The following is a 25,305-nucleotide window of genomic DNA, read 5'->3' on the forward strand; positions in this document are numbered from 1 at the left end:
CCTAGCCGGTGCCGAACCTGCCGCCAGAGAACGAGACAACAGAGGCCTGACATGGCGACCGAAATCCGCGTACCCACCCTCGGCGAATCCGTTTCCGAGGCCACCATCGGCAAGTGGTTCAAGAAGCCGGGCGATGCGGTGAAGGCCGACGAGCCCCTGGTCGAGCTCGAGACCGACAAGGTGACGCTGGAAGTGAACGCGCCGGCCGCCGGCGTGCTCGGCGAGATCGTCGCCAAGGAAGGCGACACGGTCGGCGTCAGCGCTCTGCTCGGCATGATCGCCGAAGGCGGCGCTGCTGCTGCGCCTGCTCCGAAGGCCGAGGCCAAGCCCGCCGCTGCTCCGGCTCCTGCTGCCGAAGCCCCGAAGGCTGCCGCGACCAAGGCCGCCGATTCCGGCCCGGCCGTCTCGCGTCTCGCCGCCGAGAGCGGCGTCGACCCGTCCAAGGTCGCTGCCTCGGGCAAGGATGGCCGCGTGACCAAGGGCGACATGCTCGCCGCGATCGCGACCGGCGGCGCTGCCGCCCCGGCCGCCGCGCCTGCGCCGGTCGCCATCCGCGCCCCGTCGGCGCCGGATGACGGCGCCCGCGAAGAGCGCGTCAAGATGACCAAGCTGCGCCAGACCATCGCGCGCCGCCTGAAGGAAGCCCAGTCCAACGCCGCGATGCTGACGACCTTCAACGAGGTCGACATGTCCGGCGTGATGGCGCTGCGCAACCAGTACAAGGACGTGTTCGAGAAGAAGCACGGCGTGAAGCTTGGCTTCATGGGCTTCTTCGTGAAGGCCTGCGTGCAGGCGCTGAAGGAGATCCCGGCGGTCAATGCCGAGATCGACGGCACCGACATCATCTACAAGAACTACTACCATATCGGCGTCGCCGTCGGCACCGAGAAGGGCCTGGTGGTTCCGGTCGTGCGCGATGCCGATGAGCTCTCCATCGCCGGCGTCGAGAAGAAGATCGGCGAGTTCGGCAAGAAGGCTCGCGACGGCAAGCTCTCGATCGAGGAGATGCAGGGCGGCACCTTCACCATCTCGAATGGCGGCGTCTATGGCTCGCTGATGTCGACCCCGATCCTGAACGCGCCGCAGTCCGCGATCCTGGGCATGCACAAGATCCAGGAGCGTCCGGTCGTCGTGAACGGCAAGATCGAGATCCGCCCGATGATGTATCTCGCGGTCAGCTACGACCACCGCATCATCGACGGCAAGGAAGCCGTGACCTTCCTCGTTCGCATCAAGGAAGGCCTGGAGGACCCGGCGCGCCTCGTCCTCGATCTCTGAGAATGCCGCAATGGCGGTTCCGGCAAAACTCGTCGTCATCGGTCTTGTCGTCGCCGGCATCATAAACCTGTTGCCGACTATCGGTGTCGCCGGGGTCGGCCGGTTGCAAGCGCTCTATGGTTTCGAGATCGCCAATCCCGATCTCGAAATCCTGCTGCGGCATCGCGCGGTCCTGTTCGGCATCGTCGGTGTGCTGTTGCTTGCGGCCGCGCTCCTCTCGGAGTTGCGCGATGTGGCTGCGCTCGTCGCAGCCGCAAGCATGGCCAGCTTCATCATTGTCGCGCTTATCGTCGGCAATTACGGCCCGGCGATCAGCAAGATCATGATCGCCGACATCATCGGGCTTCTGGCCCTCGTGCCCACGGCACTGGCGCGTTTGCGCCGCTGCGCCTGAAACCGGGATAGTCAAACCATGTCCCACGATCTCGGCAACATCGGAACCGGTCTCGGCGTCTATGCCGGCGCCATCCGTGCCGCCGTGATCGATTTCTGACTGCGCGGGAGGGCACGTGTCGGGCGTTGCGATCGTCACGGGTGGAAGCCGCGGGATAGGACGGGCGACCGCGATCCTGCTCGCGGAGCGCGGCTACGATCTCGTCGTCAACTATCAGGCGAATGCCGAAGCTGCGGCTGAGACGGTCGCGGCCGTGCTCCGGCAGGGCAGGCAGGCCGTGGCGGTCAAGGGCGATGTCGGCAATGAGGCCGATGTCGCCGCGATCTTCGCGGCAGCGGACAAGTTCGGGCAGCTGACGGCACTGGTCAATAATGCCGGCGTCATCGATGCCCCGCAGCGCCTCGACGAGATGGAACTCGCCCGGCTGGACCGGATGTTCCGGATCAACCTGACCGGCAGCTTCCTCTGCGCCCGCGAGGCGGTGAAGCGCATGTCGACCCGCCATGGCGGGCAGGGCGGCGGCATCGTCAACCTGTCCTCCGCCGCGGCGGTGCTGGCCGGCGCCGGGCAATATCTCGACTACGCCGCAGCAAAAGCCGGCATCGACATCTTCACCCTTGGCTTGGCCCGCGAGGTTGCCGCCGAGGGCATTCGGGTCAATGCCGTCCGGCCCGGCATCATCGATACGGAGATCCATGCTAGCGGCGGCATGCCCGATCGCGTCGCTGCCTTGCGCGACCAGCTTCCGATGAAGCGCGAGGGCACCGCGCGCGAGGTGGCGCAGGCGATCGCCTGGCTGCTCTCGGATGAGGCCTCCTACACCAACGGAACCGTCTTGAACGTGACCGGCGGGCGCTGAAGCGCCGCCGCATTCGAACACAGGAAAGGAAATCACCATGGCTGCGGCCTACGATCTCGTCGTCATCGGAACCGGCCCCGGCGGCTATGTTTGCGCCATCCGCGCCGCCCAGCTCGGCCTCAAGGTCGCGGTGGTCGAGAAGCGCAAGACTCATGGCGGCACCTGCCTCAATGTCGGCTGCATCCCGTCCAAGGCGCTGCTGCACGCTTCCGAGATGTTCGAGGAAGCCGGCCACACCTTCGAGAAGCTCGGCATCGTCGTCGGCAAGCCGAAGCTCGATCTCAAGGCGATGATGGCCCATAAGCAGGAGACGATCGACGCGAACGTCACCGGCGTCGGCTTCCTGCTGAAGAAGAACAAGATCGATGCCTTCCACGGCACCGCCTCGATCCCCGCCGCCGGCAAGGTCGTCGTCACGGCTGATGACGGCAAGACGCAGGAGATCGAGACTAAGAACATCGTCATCGCGACGGGCTCGGAATCGGCGCCGCTGCCGGGCGTCACCATCGACGAGAAGACTGTGGTGACCTCGACCGGCGCGCTTGAGATCGGCGCCGTGCCGAAGGAACTGGTCGTGGTCGGCGCCGGCGTGATCGGCCTCGAGATCGGCTCGGTCTGGAGCCGCCTCGGCGCCAAGGTCACCGTCGTCGAGTTCCTCGACCGCATCCTGCCCGGCATGGATGGCGAGGTCGCCAAGCAGTTCCAGCGCATCCTGGAGAAGCAAGGCTTCACCTTCCAGCTCGGCTCCAAGGTTACCAAGGTCGAGACCGGCAAGAAGGGCGCGACCGTCACCGTCGAGCCGGCGGCCGGCGGCGAGGCCAAGACGCTCAATGCCGATATCGTGCTGGTCGCCATCGGCCGTCGTCCGAACACCGATGGCCTCGGCCTCGACAAGGCGGGCGTTGCGACCGAGCGCGGGCGCGTCGTCATCGACGACCATTTCAAGACCAATGTCGCCGGCATCTACGCTATCGGCGACGTCGTGCGCGGGCCGATGCTGGCGCACAAGGCCGAGGATGAGGGCGTCGCGGTCGCCGAGATCATCGCCGGCAAGCACGGCCATGTGAACTACGACGCGATTCCCGGCATCGTCTATACGGCGCCGGAAGTCGCCGCGATCGGCAAGACCGAGGAAGAGCTCAAGGCTGCCGGTGTCGCCTACAAGGTCGGCAAGTTCCCGTTCACGGCGAATGGCCGCGCCCGCGCCATGCGCCATACCGACGGCTTCGTGAAGGTGCTGGCCGATGCCGCGACCGACCGCGTGCTCGGTTGCCACATCATCGGCCCGCATGCCGGCGACCTGATCGCCGAAGTGACCGTGCTGATGGAGTTCGGCGGTTCGTCTGAAGACCTCGCCCGCACCTGCCACGCGCATCCGACGCTGGCCGAGGCCGTGAAGGAAGCCGCGATGGCCGTAGAGAAGCGCCAGATCCATATGTGATCGGGCTGGCGGGCCGTGCCTCTGGCGCGGCCCGGCTACAAGAAAAAAGGAGCTGCAGGATTGCAGCTCCTTTTTTCGTTCGAGGACCAACTGAGGGAAAAATCGGACCGCTTGTAGCGGCCTCGCTGGCTACTAGGTTCAGCCGCGCCGGGCGTGGAACGCCGTCAGCGTGTTCTTGAGCAGGCAGGCGATGGTCATTGGGCCGACGCCGCCGGGGACCGGGGTGATCGCGCCCGCGACCTTCACGGCCTCCGCGAAATCGACGTCGCCGGTCAGCTTGCCGTCGGGCAGGCGGTTGATGCCGACATCGATCACGGTCGCGCCGGGCTTGATCCAGTCGCCCTTGACCATGCGCGGGCGGCCCACCGCAGCAATGACGATATCGGCACGCTTCACCACCGCCGGCAGGTCGCGCGTGCGCGAATGGGCGATGGTGACGGTGCAATCGGCCTGGAGCAGGAGCTGCGCGACCGGACGGCCGACCAGCTCGGAGCGGCCGATCACCACGGCGTCGAGGCCGGACAGCGAGGGCAGGGCCTGCTTCAGCAAGAGCATGCAGCCAAGCGGCGTGCAGGGCACGAGCCCGTTCTTGCCGCCGGCGAGCAGGCCGGCATTGATCGGGTGCAGGCCGTCGACATCCTTGGCGGGGTCGATGGCGTCGATGATGCGGCCGGTATCGATATGTTTCGGCAGCGGAAGCTGCACGAGGATGCCGTCGACGCTGTCATCGGCGTTGAGCTCGGCGAGCTTGGCGAGGAGCTCGGCCTCGGTCGTATCGGCCGGCAGCCGGTGGGCGACCGAGTTCATGCCGATCTCGACCGCGAGCTTCTCCTTCGAGGCGACGTAGACCTTGCTGGCTGGATCCTCGCCGACGAGGACGACATGGAGGCCGGGCACGATGCCCCGCGCCGCCTTGATCGCCGCGACTTCGCGGCCGATCTCGGCCCTGAGCGCGGCGGCGGTGGCCTTGCCGTCGATGATGCGGGCGTCGCCGGTCATGGTCCGACCTCATGTTGGCTGATGACGCCGCCCTCATGCGCGATCCCGCCCGCCTGAACAAGTCCGAATGCACGGCTTTCCCGGCTGCGACGCCATCAGCAGGGGAGGATGGGCCAGCGCGGCTTGCGGCTGTTCCATCGGCCCGGTATCTCCGAACCGGAGCTTGAGAGGCAGCAGAGGCGAAACAACGTGACGACCGGTTTCGCCCGCCTGCCCGATGCGCCTGCCTTTCGCCTGACAGACCTGCGCGTGCCCTTATGCCTGATCGAGGGCATCGATATCCCGGCTGACCGCAATGGGCTGGCGCGTGTCGATCTTGCGATCGCCGATGGCCGCGTGGCCGCGATCGAGCCTGCCGTAACGTCAGTCGCTGGGGCCGGAGCTGTTTTGAGCCTCGATGGTGGCATCGTGCTGCCGCGGCTCGTCGATTGCCATGTACATCTCGACAAGGGCCATATCTGGCCGCGCAGTCCCAATCCGGACGGCACCTTTCCGGGAGCATTGAATACCGTCGGCGCCGATCGCGAGGCGAACTGGTCGGCTCAGGATGTGCGGGCACGCATGGATTTCTCGCTGCGCGGCGCCTTCGCGCATGGCACGGCGGCGATGCGGACGCATCTCGATTCGCTGGGCAAGCAGATCGGCATCTCCTGGCCGGTCTATGCGGAACTGCGGGCGGAATGGGCCGGGCGCATCGCTCTTCAGGCCTCGCCGCTCTTCGGCGCCGATGCCGCGCTCGAACCGGCGCATATGGCGGCGATTGTCAGCGCCGTGAAGGCGCATGGCGACAGGCTGCTCGGCTGCGTGACCTACATGATCCCGGAGCTCGACCGGGCGCTCGACATCCTGTTCCGGGCGGCGATCGAGAACGGCTTCGATCTCGATTTCCATGTCGACGAGACCAACGACCCGGCGGCGCGCTCGCTGGAGCACATCGCGGACGCGGCCCTGCGTCATCGCTTCACCGGCCGCATCCTGTGCGGGCATTGCTGTTCCCTGGCGCTGCAGACGCCGGAGGACGAGGCGCGCATCATTGCCAAGGTCCGCGAGGCCGGCATCGCCGTGGTCTCGCTGCCGCTGTGCAACATGTACCTGCAGGATCGCCAGCCCGGCCGCACGCCGCGTTGGCGCGGGGTCACGGCGCTGCATGAATTGAAGGCGGCCGGCGTGCCGGTGATGATCGCCTCCGACAACACGCGCGACCCGTTCTACGCCTATGGCGATCTCGATCTCGTCGAGGTGCTACGCGAGGGCACGCGCATCCTCCAGCTCGATCATTCCGGGCTGGACTGGGCCAATGCGGTGGCACGTACGCCGGCCGAGACGATGGGCATCGAAGCCGGCGTCATCGCGGTCGGCGCACCGGCCGATCTCATCCTGACGCGGGCGCGCGACTGGACCGAACTCTTCTCCCGGCCGCAGGCCGACCGCACCGTGCTGGTTTCCGGCCAAGCGATCGACCGGACCTTGCCGGACTACCGCGAACTCGACCATCTGATGGGCAGAGCATCATGACCGCACGCTACGACATCGCCACGCTGAAAAGCCGCATCAGTGGCATCCGCACCGAGGAGAACGCGGCGCTGGTGAAGCAGAAGAGCCGCGATTTCTTCTGGTATTCGCCGATCCTGAAGCGCCAGCTCGACCATGTCGTGGCCGATATCGTGGTCTCGCCGACGAGCGAGGCGGAGGTCGTGCAGGTGCTCGCCGTCTGCCATGAACTCGGCATCCCCGTGACGCCGCGCGGCACCGGCACCGGCAATTACGGGCAGGCGATGCCGCTCTCCGGCGGCGTGCTGCTCGATCTCTCCGGCTTCAACAAGGTCAAGGAGATCGCCGCCGGCCGCTATGTCGCCGAGCCCGGCGCGATCATGGCCCGGATCGACGACGAGACGCGGGCGCATTCGCGGCAGGAACTGCGCCTGCATCCCTCGACCTACCAGACGGCCTCGATCGGCGGCTTCATCGCTGGCGGTTCGGGCGGCGTCGGCTCGATCAAATGGGGCGGCTTGCGCGACTGGGGCAACATCATCCGGCTCAAGGTCGCGACGATGGAGGCAAGCCCGCGCATCCTCGAATTCTCCGGCGAGGACCTGCACAAGGTCGCCCATGCCTATGGCACCAACGGCATCATCACCGAGGTCGAGATGCCGCTCGGCCCGGCCTACAATTGGGTCGATGTCATCGTCGGCTTCGAGGACCTGCGGGCTGCGACCGAATTCGCCAATGCGGTCGGCGAGCAGGACGGGCTCGCGCTGAAGAACCTCTGCGTCGTCGCTGCTCCGGCCCCGCATGACTATTTCCTGCGCCACCGCAAATTCCTGCCGCGCGACAGTCATCTCGTCATCGTCATGGCGGCCGATTTCGCGGTCGACGCGCTTTGCGCCTATGCCCGGCGCTTCAAGGGCGCCGAGCTCTTGCTGCGCACCGACAAGCTCGCGCCCGAGGATGCCAAGGGCCTGCCGCCTGCTTACGAACTCGGCTGGAACCACACGACGCTCAGGGCCCTGCGCGTCGATCCGGCGATCACCTATCTGCAGGTTCTCTATCCCTATCCCAACCAGGTCGATCTGGTGGACAAGATCCATGCCCGCTTCGGCGACGAGGTGACCTGCCATCTCGAATTCGTGCGTTTCGACGGCAAGATCACCTGCTTCGGCCTGCCGCTGGTGCGTTTCACCACGGAGGAGCGACTGGAGGAGATCATGGCGATCCACGAGGAGATGGGCGCGCCGATCTTCAACCCGCATCGCTATACGCTGGAGGAGGGCGGCATGAAGCAGACCGACGAGACGCAGCTCGCCTTCAAGCGCGAGGCCGATCCGCAGGGCCTGCTCAATCCCGGCAAGATGATCGCCTGGGAAGACCCGAGCTACGACTACCGCTCGGGCAAGACCTTCCTGTTCCGCAGCCTCAGCGAGGCCGGGGTCGGCTAAGGATCGTGTCGAGTTTGCAGGGAACCTCTCCGTCATCCCGGGCTTGACCCGGGATCCATCGAAGGCCGCCGGAGCTCTACGATGGATCCCGGATCGGCGCCGCTTTGCGGCTTGTCCGGGATGACGTCGTGGTTCCTTCGGAAAGCAATCCGCTCTCGGAAACACCCGCCATGCGCGTTCTCGTCCTCTATGCCCATCCGGTGCCGGAAAGCTTCGGCGCCGCCATCCATGAGACGGTCGTCGCCAGCCTGAAGGCGGCGGGGCACGAGGTCGATGATTGCGATCTCTATGCCGAGGGCTTCGACCCGGTGCTGAGCCGGGAGGAGCGGCGCGGCTATCACGACACCGACAGCAACACATTGCCGGTTGCCGCTTATGTCGAGCGGGTGAAACGGGCCGAGGCGCTGGTGCTGTGCTTCCCGGTCTGGAATTTCGGCTATCCCGCGATCCTCAAGGGTTTCCTCGATCGCGTCTTCCTGCCCGGCGTCTCGTTCAAGATGGTCGATGGCAAGGCGCAGCCGGCTCTGCACAATATTCGCCGGCTGGTCGCGGTGACCAGCTATGGCGGTTCGCGCTGGCGCGCCTTCCTGATGGGCGACCCGCCGCGCAAGGCGGTCTGCCGGGCGTTGCGGGCGGTCTGCCATCCGTTGACGCGCACGACCTATCTCGCCCATCACGAGATGAATCTCTCGACTCCGACCAGCCGGGCCGCTTTCCTGAAAAAAGTCGCGGCGAAACTCACGCTCTCGTAGCTCTGACATATCAATGTCATCCGTCTGTCATGTTCGCGCGCGAATACGCAGCCGGCGAAGCGTCTTGCTTATCCGTCCAAGGATCGGCCCGAAGGATCGACCCCATGACCAAGGCAATCGAGAAGAGTGTCGGCCGTGCCCTGCTCGTCACCGCGCGGCTGCATCGCTCGCGGATGGGCGAGAGGCTGAACGGGCTGGGTTTGTTTCCGGGGCAGGAGCAGGCGCTGAAGGCGCTGCAGCCGGCCCCGATGACGATGGGCGAGCTCGCCGCGCTGCTGCGCGTCAAGCCGCCGACCGTGTCGAAGACGATCGGGCGGCTCTCGCTGCAAGGCCTCGTGACCCGTGAGGGCGGCAATCGCGACGGGCGCCTCGTGCAGGTCGCGCTGACCGAAGCGGGCCAGAGCACCGCGGCCGAGCTCGATGCGGTCTGGAACGAGGTCGAGGAAGAGCTTCTCGACAAGCTCGACGGCAAGGAGCGCAAGCAGTTGCGCAAGCTCCTGCGCAAGGCGGCCAAGGGCCTTTCCAAGGCCGGTGCCGAGCATGACGACCCCGATACCGATCTCGATGAGGCCGATAGCGACGCCTGATTTCTGCATGGAGTGCATGCTCCAGCGTAGTGGCCACGCTGCCTAAATCGGTTCAATCTGCTCTCGTCATTCCTCCAGAGCATGGCGAGACTCTGTGTCCTCCCCTTTAGTGGCGCCTTCCGAGACGGGCCGCGCGCGCATGGCCGCGATCGGCCTGATGTGCGCGGCCGTCCTGTTGTTCTCGCTGCTCGATACCAGCGCGAAATGGCTCGGCCAGTCGATGAACCCGCTGCAGGTGGTGTTCGCGCGCTATGCCGGCAGCATGATCCTGGTGCTGGCCGTCATCAATCCGTGGACGCGGCCCGGCGTGCTGCGGACCAAGCGCCCGTGGCTGCAATGGAGCCGTTCGCTGCTGCTGCTCGGCTCGACCGCGCTCAACTTCGTGGCGCTGCGCTATCTCCAGCTCGCCGAGACGATCTCGATCATGTTCGCGACGCCGCTGCTGGTGGCGCTGGCCTCGGGGCCGCTGCTCGGCGAATGGCCGGGGCCGCGCCGGCTCGCGGCGATCGGTGTCGGCTTCATCGGCGTGCTGGTGGTGACGCGGCCGGGGATCGGCGGCATGCATCCGGCGGCGCTGCTGATCGTGCTCGGCTGCCTGTGCTATGCCTTCTACTCGCTCTCGACCCGGATGCTCTCCGGCCATGATTCATCGGAAACGACGATGATCTATTCCGGCGCTGCCGGGACGCTGGCGACGATCCCGCTCTTGCCCTGGATCTGGGAGACGCCGCAGACGCTGCTGCCCTGGCTCCTGATGATCGCGGTCGGCGCGCTTGGCGGCTTCGGCCACTGGCTGCTGATCCTGGCGCATCGGCTGGCGCCGGCGACGGTGCTGGCGCCCTTCATCTATTCGCAGATCATCTGGATGCTGCTGCTCGGCTGGCTCGTCTTCGACCAGCTGCCGGACCGCTGGACCTTCGTCGGCGCCGGCATCGTGATCTCGTCCGGGCTCTACCTGCTCTATCGCGAGCGGGTGCAGCATGTGCCGAAGGAAGCGGCTTCGGCACGGCTCGATTGAGAGACTACTCGGCAATTCTACTGCGGCGGTCGACTGACGGCGCTTTCTGCGCTTCCGGTGCTCACGTACCGTAGTACGCTCCGCTCCGGTTCTCGAAAGCACCGCCATTCGACTCTCCGCAGCGACTTGCCAAGCAGTCTCTGCGGCGCGCTATTCGTTTCCTCCGAGGTGATTGCTTGGCATCGCCTCAGAATGACGACACGATCCGCGTCAGACCGTGACCTGCGTGCCGACCTCGACGACGCGGCCGGTCGGGATCTGGAAGAAGTCCGTCGCGTCTGTGGCGCTCTTGGTCAGGCCGATGAAGAGATTGTCCTGCCACATCGGCATGCCCGATTGCGGCGAGGCCTTGATCGAGCGGCGCGACAGGAAGAACGAGGTCGACATGATGTCGAACTTGAAGCCCTGCTTGCGCAGCATGGCCAGGCCCTTCGGCACGTTCGGGCTCTCCATGTAGCCGTAGACCATGTCGACCCGCCAGAAATCGTCGGTGATGCGGGCAAGGCGCACGCGCTCCTCCTCGACGACGCGCGGCGTATCGGCCGAGCGCACGGTCAGGACGACGTTGCGCTCGTGCAGCACCTTGTTGTGCTTGAGGTTGTGCAGCAGCGAGGCCGGCGCGGTCTCCGGGTCGCTGGTCAGGAAGACGGCCATGCCCTTCACGCGGGCGGGCGGGCTCTTCGAGAGCATGGTGACGAGCTCGAGCAGCGGCACGTCGGTCTTGCGGGTCTTGTCGAACAGAATCTTGGTGCCGCGCATCCAGGTCCACATCACCAGGGTCAGGCCCATGGCAAGCAGCACCGGCACATAGCCGCCGTGGAACAGCTTCAGCATGTTCGCCGAGAAGAACGACAGGTCGACCAGGAAGAAGGGCAGGATCAGCGCGCCGGTCGCCAGCGGGCTCCAGCCCCAGTGGCGGCGGATGACGATGGCGGCCAGCATCGACGAGACCACCATAGTGCCGAAGACCGAGATGCCATAGGCATGCGACAGGCTCGACGAGGTCCGGAACGACCAGACCAGGATCAGCACGACGACGAGCAGCAGCAGGTTGACGCGCGGCACGTAGATCTGGCCGGAGGTCTGCTCGGAGGTGTGGCGGATTTCCATGCGCGGCAGCAGGCCGAGCTGGATCGCCTGCCGGGTCAGCGAGAAGGCGCCGGTGATCACGGACTGGCTGGCGATGATGGTCGCCACCGTCGCCATGACCACGAAGGGCAGGAGCAGCCCTTCCGGTGCCAGCCGGTAGAACGGGTTGTCGATGGCGCTGGGGTCGGCGAGGATCAGCGCGCCCTGGCCGAGATAGTTGAGCCAGAGGGCCGGGAAGACGATGTAGAGCCAGGCGCCGCGGATCGGGCCACGGCCGAAATGGCCCATATCGGCATAGAGCGCCTCGGCGCCGGTGACGGCGAGACAGACGGAGCCGAGAACGGCCAGCGCCACGCCGGCATGGTCGCGGAAGAACAGCAGGGCGTAATACGGGTTGATCGAGCGGAAGACGCTGAGATCGTCGGCGATATGGTAGATGCCGAGCCCGGCCAGTGTCAGGAACCAGACCAGCATGATCGGGCCGAAGAAGGTCGCGACGCGATGCGTGCCGTGGCTCTGCATCACGAACAGGCCGATCAGGATCACCGAGGCGATCCAGAGGATGTAGTCGTTCAGCACCGGAGTGACGAGCTTGATGCCCTCGATCGCCGAGAGCACGGAGATCGCCGGGGTGATGACGGTGTCGCCGTAGAACAGGCCGGCGCCGATCATGCCGAGCAGCAGGGCGACATGGCTGCGGGCGCGGCCGAGGCTGCGCTGGGCCAGCGCGACGAGGGTGAGGATGCCGCCTTCGCCATTATTGTCGGCGCGCATCAGCAGCACGACATATTTCAGCGTGACGACGATGACGAGCGACCAGAGGATCAGCGAAAGCACGCCGATGACGACGCTGGCGGGAATGACCGCGCCCTGCTCGCCGCCGGTCGCGGCCAGCAGCGTCTCGCGCAGCGCGTAGAGCGGGCTGGTGCCGATGTCGCCATACACGACGCCGAGCGCACCGAGCGCCAGCGCCCCGTAGCCCATCTTGCCGTGCCCGTGGCCACCGTTCTGGCCGTGCCCGGCGTCGAGGCCGAAGCGTGAATCCTCCGGCCGAACGGTCGCAGGATTCGGGTTCTCATGCCCCATCAGGGATCTCCGCGCATGCTGCGGTGCAGCGAAAGGCCGGGGCCTCTAGCACGTTGCGGGCGGCGCGCAAAGGCGGGGTCAGCCGGTCGCGCCGAGACCGACGCCGTAGCGCCGCTCGACATAGGTCGCGACCATGGCCTTGAATTCGGCGGCGATACCGGCGCCGCGGAGCGTCGCGACCTTCTTGCCGTCGACGAAGACAGGCGCGGTCGGCGCCTCGCCGGTGCCGGGCAGCGAGATGCCGATATCGGCATGCTTGGACTCGCCGGGGCCGTTGACGATGCAGCCCATCACCGCGACGTTGAGGTTCTCGACGCCAGGATACTGGGTCTTCCATTCGGGCATGGAGGTGGAAATCCAGCTCTGGATATCCTGGGCGAGTTCCTGGAACACGGTCGAGGTGGTGCGGCCACAGCCGGGGCAGGCCGCCACCAGCGGCACGAAGGCGCGGAAGCCCATGGTCTGGAGCAGCTCCTGCGCCGTCCTGACCTCGAGCGTGCGATCGCCGCCGGGCTCGGGCGTCAGCGAATAGCGGATGGTGTCGCCGATGCCTTCCTGCAGGAGGATGCCGAGCGCCGCCGAGGAGGCGACGATGCCCTTCGAGCCCATGCCGGCCTCGGTCAGGCCGAGATGGATGGCGTAGTTCGCCCGGCTCGCCAGCATGCGGTAGACCGTGATCAGGTCCTGCACGCCGGAGACCTTGGCGGAGAGGATGATGAATTCGCGGGCGAGGCCGAGCTCCTCGGCGCGCTCGGCCGAGAGCAGGGCCGACTGGACCATCGCCTCGCGCATGATGGCGCGGGCATCGAGCGGGCGCACGGCGCGCGCATTCTCGTCCATCAGCGCCGTCAGCAGCTCCTGATCGAGCGAGCCCCAGTTGGCGCCGATGCGCACCGGCTTGCTGTGCTTGATCGCGAGCTCGATGATCTGGCTGAACTGCTTGTCCTTCTTGTCCTTGAAGCCGACATTGCCGGGGTTGATCCGGTACTTCGCCAGCGCTTCGGCACAGGCCGGATGGTCGGTCAGCAGCTTGTGCCCGATATAGTGGAAATCGCCGACCAGCGGGACGTCGACGCCGATACGGTCGAGCCGCTCGCGGATCTTCGGGACTGCCGCCGCCGCCTCGTCGCGATCGACGGTGATGCGGACGAGCTCCGAGCCCTGGCGGGCGAGCGCGGCGACCTGCGCGACGGTTGCCGCGATATCGGCGGTGTCGGTATTGGTCATCGACTGCACGACGATGGGCGCGCCGCCGCCGACGGTGACATGGCCGACCTTGACGGGGACGGTGAGCTGACGGCCCAGCGGGCCCGCACGTTCCGGCGTCAGATAGGAAAAGGCGCGCTCATTCATGCGGCTGCTCTATCACGATCCGGCATTGCGGCAATGCTCGCAGCGCCCGACGATCTCGACCATCTGGTGCGACGGAGAGAATTGCCGGTTTTCCGCGATCGCCGCCACCGCTTTCTTCATCGCGGGCGAGGAATCCTCGTCGACGCCGCCGCAGGATTCGCAGATCAGGAAGGCGACGACCTCGTTCGCGCCATGACCGTGCAGGCAGGCGATATAGGCGTTCTTCGAGGAGAGCCGGTGGACGAAGCCCTGCTCGACCAGGAAATCGAGCGCGCGATAGATCGAGATCGGCGCAAGCCGGCGCCCGCCGGCCGGTGAGATCCGGTCCGCCAGGTCGTAGGCACCCACGGGGCGATGGTCGGCATGGAGCGCCTCCAGCGCCTGCCGCCGGATCGGCGTCAGGCGCAGGCCCCGCTCGCGGCAGATCCGTTCGGCCCGGGCGAGAGCCTCCGCCGCATGGCGGCGGTGATCCTCGGCGTGGCGGCAATCGTGCCCGTCATGTGTGTGGTGCACATGGTCGTCATGCATATGCGCGTCTGACTGCATTTTCGTCATGTTGCGTTGCGAAGGGTCATCAGGCAACGTGCGGCGATATCCTGCCGTTCCATTGCCCTGTCCGGCCCGAACCTAAGCATTTTCTCCCCGATTGTCAGGAGCCTTGACGCTCATGTTCCTCAAAGACCGTACCGCCGCGATCACTGGCTCGACTTCCGGCATCGGCCTCGCCTATGCCCGCGCGCTCGCTGCCGAGGGGGCCAACCTCGTCATCAACGGCATCATGCCGCCGGCCGATGCCGAAAAGCTGCGCGCCGATCTGCAAAAGGAATTCGGCATCAAGGTGGTGTTCTCGGGCGCGGACATGACCAAGCCGGCCGAGATCGCCGGCTTCATCGCCGAGGGCGAGAAGGTCTTCGGCGCGATCGATATCCTGATCAACAATGCCGGCATCCAGTTCGTCTCGCCGATCGAGGAGTTCCCGATCGAGAAATGGGACCAGATCATCGCGATCAACCTGTCCTCGGCCTTCCATACGATCCGCGCCGCGCTGCCGAAAATGAAGGAGAAGGGCTGGGGCCGCATCATCAACACGGCCTCGGCGCATGCCTTCGTCGCCTCGCCCTTCAAGTCGGCCTATGTCGCGGCCAAGCACGGCATCGCCGGCCTGACCAAGACAGTGGCGCTTGAGGTCGCCACCCAGGGCATCACCGTCAACGCCATCGCGCCGGGCTATGTCTGGACGCCGCTGGTCGAAAAGCAGATCCCGGACACGATGAAGGCGCGCAACATGACCAAGGAGCAGGTCATGAACGACGTGCTGCTCGCGGCGCAGCCGACCAAGGAATTCGTCACCGTCGAGCAGGTCGCGGCGCTCGCCGTCTTCCTGTGCACGGACGGTGCCAAGTCGATCACCGGAACGACGCTGCCGATGGATGGCGGCTGGACCGCGGCGTGAGCGGGCGCCCTTCCCGCAAGGCCGAACCGGTCAAGGGACTGGTCGGACCGAAGGCGGAGAAGACGGTTTCGCTCGCGCTGCAGGGCGGAGGCGCGCATGGCGCCTTCACCTGGGGCGTGCTCGATGCCATCCTGGAAGACGGGCGCCTCGGCATCGAGGCGCTGACCGGCACCAGCGCGGGTGCGATGAACGCCGTCGTGCTGGCCGAGGGCTGGATCGACGGCGGCATCGATGGCGCGCGCGCCAAGCTCGAGGCGTTCTGGCGGGCGATCAGCGTCGACGGCAAATATGGCGGCTCGGAGCGCTCGCTGCTCGACACCATGCTCGGCGCCTGGGGCAACAATAACGGCACGCCGCCGGGCATGCTGTTCTTCGAGATGTTCGCGAAAGTGGCGAGCCCCTATGACGTCAATCCGCTCAACATCAACCCGTTGCGCGGCGTGGTCGCCGATCTCATCGATTTCGCGAAGGTCAGGGCCTGCGACGCGGTGAAGCTGTTCATCGCCGCGACCAATGTCCGCACCGGCAAGATCGCGGTGTTCGACGGCAAGGACCTGACGCCGGACCATGTGATGGCCTCGGCCTGCCTGCCGATGGTGTTCCAGGCGGTGGAGATCGACGGCGAGGCTTATTGGGACGGCGGCTACATGGGCAATCCCGCCCTGTTCCCGCTGTTCTATCAGGCGCATTGCGACGACATCCTGCTCGTCCAGATCAATCCGATCCAGCGGCGGGAACTGCCGACCAAGGCGCGCGAGATCCAGGACCGATTGAACGAGATCACCTTCAACGCCTCGATGCTGCGCGAGCTCCGCGCGATCGATTTCGTCAACCGGCTGATCGACGACGGCAAGCTGCCGCGCGAGGAGTACAAGCGCGTGCTGATGCACCGGATCGACGGCGGGCCGCCGCTGGCGGAGCTGACCTCATCCTCGCGCATGAACGCGGAATGGTCCTTCCTGCTCAAGCTGCGCGACATGGGCCGCACGGCCGGCAGGCGCTGGCTCAAGCGCAATTACGAGGCGATCGGCAAGACCGGCACGCTCGACTTGCGGGAAGCGATCGGCTGAGCGGCTGCCCGGCCCGCTAGTCTTGCACCGAACCTCTCCGTCGTCCCGGGCTTGCCCCGGGATCCATCGAAGGGCGCCGCGTTCTACGATGGATCCCGGATCTCCGCTTCGCTGCGTCCGGGATGACGGCATGCTCTTCAGGAAAGTGAGGTGCGAGCTGACAGCGCCGCGCTCGCATCCTTCACGTTCCGGCGTCTCACTTGTTCCGGGAGCGCTCTTGCGCGGGCCTCGGGCGTGATGTCATTCAGCAGGCTCGAAACGCTTCCAAGAAGACGGGGATTTCATGAGCAAGCTGATCGTCACCGCCGGGCCGTTCAAGTTCGACGCCAAGTTCGAGCTGGAAGCCGCGCCGAAGACCTGCGCCGCCTTCAAGAAGCAGATGCCGTTCATCAGCAAGATGGTGCATGTGCGCTGGAGCGGCGAGGGCGTCTGGATGCCGCTCGGCGATCTCGATTTCGGCGTCGGCTACGAGAACAACACGGCCTATCCGGCTCCCGGCCACATCATCCTGTATCCGGGCGGCGTCAGCGAGACCGAGATCCTGCTCGCCTATGGCGGCGTGCAGTTCGCCAGCAAGGCCGGCGTGCTCTCCGGCAACCACTTCATCACCCTGACCTCGGGGCTGGAGAACCTCTACACGCTCGGCCGCAAGACGCTCTACGAAGGCGTGCAGGACGTGCGCTTCGACCTCGTCGACTGAGCGCGATCAGCGACTGAATATGAGGAAGGGCGGGGCGCCTGGTGCCCCGCCCTTTTCTTATGCCGCAGCCGGGGGATCGGCCGGCGGGTCTTCCGCCGGCTTGGCCGTAGGCGGCTTGGGAGCCGGCAATTCGGCTACCGTTTCGGGCTTCGCCGCGTCAGGCGCCGCCTCCGGCTCGGCCGGCACTGGTTTGGCGGTATCCTTGAGGTTCTGGCAGAGCGAGAGCATGGCGCGGGCGATCTCGGCCTCGCCCATGATCGTCAGCGTCGCCCCGCATTTGGTGAGATGCGCGACCTCGGCATCGGAATGGGCGCGCGCGACGATCGGCAGGGCCGGGTTCTCGGCGCGGGCCTGCTCGCAGACCTGTCCGGCCTCGAAACTGCCGGGGATGGCGACGAAGAGGCGCACGGCCCGGCCGACACCGGCGGCGGAGAGGACTTCGGGGTCGGCGGCATTGCCGACGAGAAGTTCGGCGCCGTCGCGCTTGGCCGTTTCGACCGCGTCGGGATTGTCTTCGATGACGAGGAGCTTGGCGCCCTGCGAGAGCAGGCCGGCGCCGAGCAGGCTGCCGACGCGACCATAGCCGACGATGACGATATGGTCGGCGAGGCTGGTCGCGGTGATGTCGCGTTCCGGCGGAGCTTCGGCCTCAGGCTCCGGGGTCTTGGCCTCGGGCTTGTTGGCTTCCGGAGTCGCGGCCGGCTTCGGCTTCGCGGCCGGGGCTTCCGGTGCCAGGCGCTCGGCGAGGGCGAAGACGACCGGGTTGAGCAGGATCGACAGGATCGCGCCGGCAAGGATCAGGTCGCGGCCCTGCGCCGGCAGGATGCCGAGCGCTGTGCCGAGCCCGGCAAGGATGAAGGAGAACTCGCCGATCTGCGCGAGCGACGCCGAGATGGTCAGCGCGACCGACTGCGAGCGGCCGAAGGCGCGCACGATCATCCAGGCCGCGACGGACTTTCCGATCAGGATGATCGCGAGCGTCGCGAGCAGGGGGCCGGGCGCGCGCAGGATGATGCCGGGGTCGAAGAGCATGCCGACCGAGACGAAGAACAGCACCGCGAAGGCGTCGCGCAGCGGCAGGGTTTCCTCGGCGGCACGCTGCGAGAGTGGCGATTCCGAGAGGATCATGCCGGCGAAGAAGGCGCCGAGCGCGAAGGAGACACCGAACAGCGTCGCGGCCGAATAGGCGACGCCGAGCGCGACCGCGAGCACCGCCAGCCGGAACAGCTCGCGCGAGCCGGTATGGGCGACCCAGTGCAGCACCCAGGGAATGACGCGCCGACCGATCAGCAGCATGAAGGCGAGGAAGCCGATCAGCTTGGCGAAGGTCAGGCCGAGCACGCCCCAGACGCCGAGATCGAAGCGGGTCGCCAGCGGGGCGCTGCCGCCGGAGGACGTGCCGTTGATGATCTCGGCCAGCACCGGCAGCAGCACCAGTGCCAGCACCATCGCGATATCCTCGATGATGAGCCAGCCGACCGCGATGCGCCCACGCTCGGTCTGGACGAGGCGGCGCTCCTGCAGGGAGCGCAGCAGGACGACGGTCGAGGCGGTCGAGAGGGCGAGACCGAAGACGGCGCCCGAGAACCAATTCCAGCCGAGCAGGGTGCCGAGCCCGAGGCCGAGCAGCGTTGCGATGCCGATCTGGACGACGGCGCCCGGCACGGCAATGGCCTTCACCGAGAGCAGGTCCTTCAGGGAGAAATGCAGGCCGACGCCGAACATCAGCAGGATGACGCCGATCTCGGCCAATTCATTGGCGAGGTTCTGGTCGGCGACGAAACCCGGCGTGAACGGGCCGACGGCGACACCGGCTATCAGGTAGCCGACGAGGGGAGAAATCCGCAGCTTTTGGGCAAGCGCCCCGAAGACGAAGGCAAGGCCGAGGCCCGCGACGATGATGGCGATCAGCGGGCCGTGATGCATGGGTCTCCCAGATCCGAAAGGTCAAGAAATCAAGATTGTTTGAACTATCCGAGCATGGGGTTTCGAGGCTGCGATTTCAACCGAAGGGCGTACGACTTTTCAGGCTTTCGCTGCCGAAAATTCCGCCCGCCGGGAGTGGCAGGCGATGCGATTCAGGCCTTCGGCTTCTCCAGCAGGATCTGGCCCTGCTTCTCGACGCCGATCTTGAGCTTCTCGGCGAAGACCGCGAGCATCCAGGGCAGGCTCACCTCGACGCGGATCAACTGATCCTCGACCTCGACGCGGCCATGGACGGTATGGCCGAGCGCACCGACGCCGAAATGCAGGGCGTCACCCTCCCAACGTTCCTCGACAAGCTGCATCCGGACCATGCCAAGCCGGTCACGGATCTTCTCGACGCCGCCGCGCAGGCGTGCGAGCGCCGCGTCCCGGCCGAGATCATGTGAGATGGTGATGGAAACTGGCTTGCCCATGTCAGCTCATCGGAAAGGGAAGGAAGCCGGTATATGGCCCTGTGGCGGGCGCTTTGCCAGCGCCGCACGAAAAAGCCCGCCGAAAGGGCGGGCCTGATTGTCGATCGCTTTTGCCGGCACACCGGGCTTTCATCTGTCTCAGTCGCGGTTGCTCAGGCGCTTCTGGCCACATTGGGTGACCCGCCAGATGGTCCCGTCCGACTCGACGAGGCCGCGATCCTGCAGGGAATGCAGCATCGTCTCGTCGAAGATGAAGTGGCGGGTTTCCTCCTCGATGCTCTCAAGCGCGATCCATTCAGGATCGGAGAGAACGAACGGGTGAGCGATCTGGAGGTGCTGAACATGCATGCGCTTCTCCTTCTCGTTGAATGCCCCTGTTCCGCGGTCAATCGCATCCAATCATGACGCGGTCATGGCCGAACAGGTGAAGAATCGTGACCCAGTTGTTTTGCCGCGGGCTGGAACCCGGCCGCCTCCGCTTCGTTCTCTGCCATGACCCCTTTCAGAAACGGAGAGACCGCCATGGCGATCAGCAGCAACAGCTTCCCGCCCGACGTTCCGAAGGCCGATGACGAGGCGCGCGCGGCCGTGGGCGCCAGCGTCAGCAGCCTGCGCGGCAAGGCGGCGGAATTCGCCGACAAGGCCAGCGAAACGGTCAAGGACGGCTATGAGCGCGCCAAGGAAGCCTGGGACGAGGCCGAGCCGCTCGAGGCCGTCCGCGATAGCGGGCAGGCGGTGGTGCGGGGCGTCGAGCGGCATCCACTCGCCGCGCTCGGGCTTGGACTCGCTGGTATCGGACTCGTGGCCTGGGCGGCGCTGCGCAGCCAGCCTTCATCAGGCTGGGAGCGCTATCAGCCGGATTACGGGCGCTGGCGCGGCTGGCTCCAGGATTACGGCTCCGAGGCGGCCGATGCCGGTAACCGCGCCCTGAAATCCGGCGGAAGCTGGCTGCGCTCGCAGCGTGACGTCGCGGATGACTATACCGACCGTGCCGGCGATTATGCGGCGGTGGCGCGCGCCTATGCCGATCGGGGCGGGCGCATGCTGGCGAAGCGGGCGGAGCGCGAACCGATGGCGGTCGTGGTCGGGCTGGGGCTCGCGGCCTATGTCATCGGCTCGCTGCTGACCTCGGCTTCGGCCAGCGAGCGCCCCGCTGCGCCGGCCCGCAAGCGCGCTGCCCGACGCTGACGAGGTTCACGGCTCCGGCACCGGGCCGCCCATTCCATGAAAAAGCCCTCCGGCGCCAAGCGCCGGAGGGCTTCTCTATTCCAAGGGCATCTTCCTCAGGAAGGCGCCCCGTTATCTCACCACCAGTAGCCACGACGGCCGTAGTAGCCGCCACGGTAGTAGGAGCGGTTGTCGGCAGCGATCAGGGCGCCGCCGATGACGCCAGCGGCCACGCCGGCCGCGACGGCCGAACCGGCCTCGTTCGAGGCGCGACGGTTCTCGACATAGTTCGCCGAACGGCACTGCTGATAGGCGCGGCTGCCGGGGCGGAAGCCCTGGGACTCACAGGTCACTTCGGCGTCGGCCATCGACTCCTGCGCGGTCTGGCAACCGGCGAGGAGCGCGGCCATCGCGCCAACAATCAGAATGCTACGCATATTTTATCCTTTTCAGCCTCCCATTGGCCTGATCCGACTTAAGAGCAGCTGCGACGGCAGGTCAAGAATGACGCGGTCTTTGCGTTAAAGTTCGCAGCGTCAAATCGCGACAATTCCGCTGCAATCGCGACAATCCGGTGAAGCTTGCGGAGGCGGCCGTGGCTTCGGAACGGTTTCTCGATGGCTGGGCTTGCTTTTGAATCGAAGCGGCTGAACATGGGTGCAGACCCGATCAGCACAGTCCGGACCTGACGATGCCCCGCCTTTTCATGCTCTTGCCGGCCCTGCTGCTTGGCGCCTGCGCCTATCATACTTCGCGCAGCAGCATCGTCGTCGTCACCGATGCGCAAAGCGTTGTGGAGAATTGCACGAAGCTCGGCGAGATCGACGGACAGGACAGCTCCCAGTCGATCATGCCGCTCGACAAGACGCGCGATTCGGTGATCACGCGCCTGAAGATCGCCGCGGCGGAGCAGGGCGGGACCCATGTCGTGACCAAGGTCGCCGACATCAAGTGGAAGGGGCCGGAGACGAACGGCACCGTCTACAAGTGCAAGCCCTGAGGCGCGGCCGAACCGCGCCTCGACAGCGGGGGCTCAGCCCTTCAGCAGCCACTCATGCTCGGCGGCGTTGTGGAATTTCCAGGTCCGCTTCGGGCCGGCCATGACGTTGAGATAATAGAGATCGTAGCCGTGGCAGGTGGCGCAGGGATGATAGCCCTTGGGCACCAGCACGACGTCGCCGTCCTCGATCGCCATGGCCTCGTCCAGGCTGCGGTCGTCGGTATAGACGCGCTGGAAGCCGAAGCCCTGCGGCGGGTTGAGGCGGTGATAGTAGGTCTCTTCCAGATGGGATTCGCGCGGCAGGTCGTCCTGGTCGTGCTTGTGCGGCGGATAGCTCGAGGTATTGCCGGCCGGCGTGATGACCTCGACCACCAGCAGCGAATCCGCCGGTTCGTTCTCCGGCAGGATGTTGGTGACGTGGCGGGTGTTGGAGCCCTTGCCGCGAATCTCCTGGCCGAGATCGTCCGGGCTGATGACGCGGACGGGCAGGCCGCCCTTGAGGCCGGGCGCCGTGCAGACCGCGAGCTCCAGATCGGAGGTGGCGGTGACGGACCAGTCGGAACCTTCGGGAAGGTAGACCGACCAGGGCTTGCCCTCGAAGGGGCTCATCCGCTGGCCGAGCTCGCCCAGGGGCTTGCCGTCAGCTGCCGCGTTCCCCTTGCCGGTGACGAAGACGAGGCAGGTCTCGCGGGTGCCGGTCTTGGCCGAGACGGTCTCGCCCGGCTTCAGGCGGTGCAGGTCGAAGCCGACATAGGTCCAGCCGGCGCTTTCCGGCGTGACATGGGTGACGCGGCCGCTCGTGCCCTGCGGCTTGACCTTGAGATGGGACATCGGCTGCTTCCTATCTGATGGGCTCGTCATGCTCGGGCTCGACCCGAGCATCTCTGTCGGGAGATTCTCGGGTCTACGCTGCGCTGCGCCCGAGAATGACGGTTGTTGTCAGGCCAGCCCGGCTTCCTTGATGAAGCGGCTGAGATTGGCGTGGCCGAGCTTGGCATAGGTCGCGGGCTCCGCCTTCTTCGGATCCTGCTCGGCCTCGACGACGATCCAGCCGGAATAGCCCTGCAGTTCCCTGAGCACGCGGACATAGTCGATCAGGCCGTCGCCCGGCACGGTGTAGACGCCGGCGAGCACCGATTCGAGGAAGGACCAGTCCTCGCGGTTCGAGCGCCACATCACGGCCTCGCGGATGTCCTTGCAGTGGACATGGTGGATGCGGGCCTTCCAGTGTCTGATGATGCGGGCCGGATCGCCGCCGCCCCAGGTGGCGTGGCCGGTATCGAGCAGCAGGCCGACGGCCAGGCTGGTGACGCCCATGAACCGGTCGATCTCGGCTTCGGTCTGCACGACCGTGCCCATGTGATGGTGATAGACGAGCTGGAGGCCGTATTCGGCCTTCACCGCCTCGGCGAAATTAGAGTAGCGCGTGCCGAAATCGTCCCAGCGGTTCTTCGGCAGCACGGGCCGGGCCGAAAGCGGCTTGGCGATGTCGGAGTGGATCGCGTTCGAGGTCTCGGCGGCGATCAGCACCGAGCAGCCCATGTCGCGCAGCAGCGTCGCATGGGCCTTCACGGCCACCATCTCGGCGGCGACGTCGCGGACGAGCAGTTCGGTTGAGTACCAGCCGGAGACCAGCGCGTGGCCATGGGCGTCGAGGATCGGCTTCAGCTTGCCGGCCTCGCGCGGGAACTTGTTGCCGAGCTCCATACCGGTGAAGCCGGCCTCGCGGGCCTCGTTCAGGCAGGTTTCGAGCGGGATGTCGCCGCCGATTTCCAGCATGTCGTCATTCGACCAGCCGATGGGGTTCGCGCCGATGCGGATCATGTGTCGGGTCTTTCTTGCCTATGAGAACGGCTTCAGTTGCCGATGGTCTGACGCTTGCGTCGTTCGTCGTAATTCGCCCGCGCCGTGCGAACCTGCTCACGCTGGCTCACCTCGGGCACCGCGACATCCCACCAGGCGCCGCCGGCTCCCGTCGAGATCAGCGGGTCGGTGTCGATGACGACGACGGTCGTGCGGGTGTTGGCCTTGGCCTGCGCCAGCGCTGTCTCCAGTTCCGCAATCGAGGCTGCCTTTACGGCGATTGCGCCCATGCTGGCGGCGTGCTGGACGAAGTCGATCTCCGGCAGGGTCTCGTGCCGGGTGTCCTTGAGCAGGTTGTTGAAGCTCTGGCTGCCGGTGGCCATCTGCAGGCGGTTGATGCAGCCATAGCCGCGATTGTCGAGCAGGACGATGGTGAGCTTGAGCCCCAGCATCACCGAGGTCGCGATCTCGGAATTGAGCATCAGATAGGAGCCGTCGCCGACCATGACGACGACCTCCTTGCCGGGCCGGGCCATCTTGGCGCCGAGCCCGCCGGCGATCTCGTAGCCCATGCAGGAGAAGCCGTATTCGGCATGGTAGGAGCCGGGCGCGCCGGCCTGCCAGAGCTTGTGCAATTCGCCGGGCAGGCCGCCCGCCGCATGGAGCAGGATGACGTCGGAGCCCAGTGTGCGCTGGACCGCGCCGATGACCTGCGCGTCCGAGGGCAGGGCGGCATTGCTGGCGGCGGTCGCCTTGCCGGCTTCCTTCAGCCAGTCGGCCTTGCCGGCTTTGGCCTTGGCCGTCCAGCTCTCGGGGGCCTTCCAGCTGCCGATGGCCTGCGCCAGTTCGGCGAGGCCCTCGCGGGCATCGGCGACAACCGGCAAAGCGCGATGCTTGCCGGCGTCGAATGACTGGATGTTGAGGCCGATGATCGTCTTCTGGGCCGTGCCGAACAGCGCCCAGGAGCCGGTGGTGAAATCCTGCAGGCGGGTGCCGACGGCCAGAACGAGGTCGGCCTCGGCGGCGAGCCGGTTGGCGGCCTCCGTGCCGGTGACGCCGACAGCGGCCATATTGAGCGCGTTGTCGTCCGGCAGGGCGGATTTGCCGCCTTGCGTCTCGCAGACGGGAATGCCGGTCGCGGCCGAGAAGCGGGCGAGCTCGTCGCTGGCACCGGAATAGAGCACGCCGCCACCGGCAACGATGAGCGGCTTCTTCGCCGCCTTCAGCGCCTCGGCAGCAGCCTTGAGTTCGTCGCGGTCGGAGCGGGGACGGCGCGGCGTCCAGAGACGCTCCGTGAAGAAGCTCTCGGGGTAGTCATAGGCTTCGGCCTGGACGTCCTGGCAGAGCGCGAGCGTGACCGGGCCGCATTCGGCCGGATCGGTCAGCACCTGCATGGCGCGGGTCAGCGCCGGGATGATCTGTTCTGGCCGGGTGATGCGGTCGAAATAGCGCGAGACCGGCCGGAAGCAGTCATTGGCCGAGACGGTGCCGTCGCCGAAATCCTCGACCTGCTGGAGCACCGGATCGGGGATGCGGTTGGCGAAGACATCGCCCGGCAGCAGCAGCACCGGCAGGCGGTTGACATGGGCGAGCGCCGCAGCCGTGACGAGGTTGGTTGCGCCGGGGCCGATCGAGGTCGTCGCGGCCATGAAGCGGCGGCGCATATTGGCCTTGGCATAGGCGATCGCCGCATGGGCCATGGCCTGCTCGTTATGGGCGCGGAAGGTCGGCAGGCGCTCGCGCTCGTGCCAGAGCGCCTCGCCAAGGCCTGCGACATTGCCATGGCCGAAGATCGCCCAGACGCCGCCGAAGATCGGCAGGCGCTGCCCGTCGATCTCGGTCATCTGCGCGGCGAGGAAGCGCGTCAGCGCCTGCGCCATGGTGAGGCGGACGGTGCTCATGATCTGTCTCCGGTCGGGAG

General features: G+C 66.4%; 25 protein-coding genes. 15 read left to right on the forward strand and 10 right to left on the reverse strand.

What is annotated here, in order from left to right:
- Positions 1-51 precede the first annotated feature (51 nt).
- The 4 genes from odhB to lpdA all read left to right on the forward strand — a co-directional run bounded on the left by odhB (position 52) and on the right by lpdA (position 3,972).
- A complete protein-coding gene (odhB, locus tag AC07NY_RS05230) occupies positions 52-1,278 on the forward strand; it encodes a 2-oxoglutarate dehydrogenase complex dihydrolipoyllysine-residue succinyltransferase (protein WP_494582292.1) in 1,227 nt (408 codons plus the stop codon).
- Positions 1,279-1,288: 10 nt separating this feature from the next.
- Positions 1,289-1,672, forward strand: coding sequence for a hypothetical protein (locus tag AC07NY_RS05235; protein WP_494582293.1), 384 nt, complete (start codon positions 1,289-1,291; stop codon positions 1,670-1,672).
- A gap of 115 nt (positions 1,673-1,787) precedes the next feature.
- Complete coding sequence (locus AC07NY_RS05240; protein ID WP_494582295.1) at positions 1,788-2,531, forward strand: SDR family oxidoreductase; 744 nt, start codon at positions 1,788-1,790, stop codon at positions 2,529-2,531.
- A gap of 37 nt (positions 2,532-2,568) precedes the next feature.
- Positions 2,569-3,972 carry a dihydrolipoyl dehydrogenase gene (lpdA, locus tag AC07NY_RS05245; protein ID WP_494582297.1) on the forward strand — a complete coding sequence of 468 codons (1,404 nt, stop codon included), beginning with the start codon at positions 2,569-2,571 and terminating at the stop codon, positions 3,970-3,972.
- A 138-nt stretch (positions 3,973-4,110) separates the two neighbouring features.
- Here the strand turns inward: lpdA and folD are convergent, their stop codons facing one another.
- Positions 4,111-4,971, reverse strand: a complete 861-nt coding sequence (gene folD, locus AC07NY_RS05250; RefSeq protein WP_494582299.1) for a bifunctional methylenetetrahydrofolate dehydrogenase/methenyltetrahydrofolate cyclohydrolase FolD — start codon at positions 4,969-4,971, stop codon at positions 4,111-4,113.
- A gap of 189 nt (positions 4,972-5,160) precedes the next feature.
- Between folD and AC07NY_RS05255 the strand changes: the two genes are divergently transcribed.
- The 5 genes from AC07NY_RS05255 (at position 5,161) to AC07NY_RS05275 (ending at position 10,264) form a co-directional block, all read left to right on the forward strand.
- Entirely contained in the window at positions 5,161-6,486 is a 1,326-nt protein-coding gene (locus tag AC07NY_RS05255; RefSeq protein WP_494582301.1) for a cytosine deaminase, read from the forward strand.
- Entirely contained in the window at positions 6,483-7,907 is a 1,425-nt protein-coding gene (locus tag AC07NY_RS05260; protein ID WP_494582302.1) for an FAD-binding oxidoreductase, read from the forward strand. Before AC07NY_RS05255 ends, AC07NY_RS05260 begins: the two co-directional genes overlap by 4 nt.
- Positions 7,908-8,077: 170 nt before the next feature.
- The gene (locus AC07NY_RS05265; RefSeq protein ID WP_494582304.1) at positions 8,078-8,659 is read left to right on the forward strand and encodes an NAD(P)H-dependent oxidoreductase; all 582 of its coding nucleotides are present in this window, start codon (positions 8,078-8,080) and stop codon (positions 8,657-8,659) included.
- Positions 8,660-8,763: 104 nt separating this feature from the next.
- Complete coding sequence (locus AC07NY_RS05270; RefSeq protein ID WP_291654774.1) at positions 8,764-9,246, forward strand: MarR family winged helix-turn-helix transcriptional regulator; 483 nt, start codon at positions 8,764-8,766, stop codon at positions 9,244-9,246.
- A 139-nt stretch (positions 9,247-9,385) separates the two neighbouring features.
- Positions 9,386-10,264, forward strand: a complete 879-nt coding sequence (locus AC07NY_RS05275; RefSeq protein WP_494582306.1) for a DMT family transporter — start codon at positions 9,386-9,388, stop codon at positions 10,262-10,264.
- A gap of 210 nt (positions 10,265-10,474) precedes the next feature.
- On the opposite strand, the gene AC07NY_RS05280 is transcribed toward AC07NY_RS05275, so the two are convergent.
- The 3 genes from AC07NY_RS05280 to AC07NY_RS05290 form a co-directional block, all read right to left on the reverse strand.
- Positions 10,475-12,439, reverse strand: a complete 1,965-nt coding sequence (locus tag AC07NY_RS05280; RefSeq protein WP_494582308.1) for a potassium transporter Kup — start codon at positions 12,437-12,439, stop codon at positions 10,475-10,477.
- A 78-nt stretch (positions 12,440-12,517) separates the two neighbouring features.
- Positions 12,518-13,792 (reverse strand): flavodoxin-dependent (E)-4-hydroxy-3-methylbut-2-enyl-diphosphate synthase, encoded by a 1,275-nt coding sequence (ispG, locus tag AC07NY_RS05285; RefSeq protein ID WP_494582310.1) that lies wholly within the window; start codon positions 13,790-13,792, stop codon positions 12,518-12,520.
- Positions 13,793-13,804: 12 nt separating this feature from the next.
- Complete coding sequence (locus AC07NY_RS05290) at positions 13,805-14,347, reverse strand: Fur family transcriptional regulator (RefSeq protein WP_257731105.1); 543 nt, start codon at positions 14,345-14,347, stop codon at positions 13,805-13,807.
- Between the two features lie 112 nt (positions 14,348-14,459).
- Here AC07NY_RS05290 and AC07NY_RS05295 point away from each other — a divergent pair, with 112 nt between their 5' ends.
- From AC07NY_RS05295 to AC07NY_RS05305, 3 genes are all read left to right on the forward strand, one after another.
- Positions 14,460-15,245 (forward strand): 3-hydroxybutyrate dehydrogenase, encoded by a 786-nt coding sequence (locus AC07NY_RS05295; RefSeq protein WP_494582312.1) that lies wholly within the window; start codon positions 14,460-14,462, stop codon positions 15,243-15,245.
- A complete protein-coding gene (locus AC07NY_RS05300) occupies positions 15,242-16,315 on the forward strand; it encodes a patatin-like phospholipase family protein (protein ID WP_492285066.1) in 1,074 nt (357 codons plus the stop codon). Before AC07NY_RS05295 ends, AC07NY_RS05300 begins: the two co-directional genes overlap by 4 nt.
- A gap of 283 nt (positions 16,316-16,598) precedes the next feature.
- Positions 16,599-17,015 (forward strand): DUF3830 family protein, encoded by a 417-nt coding sequence (locus AC07NY_RS05305; protein WP_047578809.1) that lies wholly within the window; start codon positions 16,599-16,601, stop codon positions 17,013-17,015.
- Positions 17,016-17,072: 57 nt separating this feature from the next.
- Here AC07NY_RS05305 and ybaL read toward each other — a convergent pair whose 3' ends face one another.
- Positions 17,073-18,941 (reverse strand): YbaL family putative K(+) efflux transporter, encoded by a 1,869-nt coding sequence (gene ybaL, locus AC07NY_RS05310; protein WP_494582314.1) that lies wholly within the window; start codon positions 18,939-18,941, stop codon positions 17,073-17,075.
- 152 nt (positions 18,942-19,093) lie between these two features.
- A complete protein-coding gene (locus AC07NY_RS05315) occupies positions 19,094-19,414 on the reverse strand; it encodes a polyhydroxyalkanoic acid system family protein (protein ID WP_494582316.1) in 321 nt (106 codons plus the stop codon).
- Between the two features lie 33 nt (positions 19,415-19,447).
- On the opposite strand from AC07NY_RS05315, the gene AC07NY_RS05320 reads away from it, so the two are divergent.
- Together AC07NY_RS05320 and AC07NY_RS05325 are read left to right on the forward strand one after the other, a co-directional pair.
- Positions 19,448-19,819, forward strand: coding sequence for a hypothetical protein (locus tag AC07NY_RS05320; RefSeq protein WP_492285062.1), 372 nt, complete (start codon positions 19,448-19,450; stop codon positions 19,817-19,819).
- Positions 19,820-19,936: 117 nt separating this feature from the next.
- The gene (locus AC07NY_RS05325; protein WP_494582318.1) at positions 19,937-20,602 is read left to right on the forward strand and encodes a hypothetical protein; all 666 of its coding nucleotides are present in this window, start codon (positions 19,937-19,939) and stop codon (positions 20,600-20,602) included.
- A 116-nt stretch (positions 20,603-20,718) separates the two neighbouring features.
- On the opposite strand, the gene AC07NY_RS05330 is transcribed toward AC07NY_RS05325, so the two are convergent.
- A complete protein-coding gene (locus AC07NY_RS05330; RefSeq protein WP_494582319.1) occupies positions 20,719-21,018 on the reverse strand; it encodes a hypothetical protein in 300 nt (99 codons plus the stop codon).
- A gap of 254 nt (positions 21,019-21,272) precedes the next feature.
- Between AC07NY_RS05330 and AC07NY_RS05335 the strand changes: the two genes are divergently transcribed.
- Positions 21,273-21,581 (forward strand): hypothetical protein, encoded by a 309-nt coding sequence (locus AC07NY_RS05335; RefSeq protein ID WP_492285060.1) that lies wholly within the window; start codon positions 21,273-21,275, stop codon positions 21,579-21,581.
- Positions 21,582-21,614: 33 nt separating this feature from the next.
- On the opposite strand, the gene iolB is transcribed toward AC07NY_RS05335, so the two are convergent.
- The 3 genes from iolB to iolD form a co-directional block, all read right to left on the reverse strand.
- Complete coding sequence (iolB, locus tag AC07NY_RS05340; RefSeq protein WP_494582321.1) at positions 21,615-22,412, reverse strand: 5-deoxy-glucuronate isomerase; 798 nt, start codon at positions 22,410-22,412, stop codon at positions 21,615-21,617.
- A 108-nt stretch (positions 22,413-22,520) separates the two neighbouring features.
- Positions 22,521-23,405, reverse strand: coding sequence for a myo-inosose-2 dehydratase (gene iolE / locus AC07NY_RS05345; protein ID WP_494582323.1), 885 nt, complete (start codon positions 23,403-23,405; stop codon positions 22,521-22,523).
- A gap of 32 nt (positions 23,406-23,437) precedes the next feature.
- Positions 23,438-25,288, reverse strand: coding sequence for a 3D-(3,5/4)-trihydroxycyclohexane-1,2-dione acylhydrolase (decyclizing) (iolD, locus tag AC07NY_RS05350; protein ID WP_494583693.1), 1,851 nt, complete (start codon positions 25,286-25,288; stop codon positions 23,438-23,440).
- Between the last annotated feature and the right edge of the window lie 17 nt (positions 25,289-25,305).

Source organism: Allobosea sp. GW821-FHT09G06 (assembly GCF_059416005.1).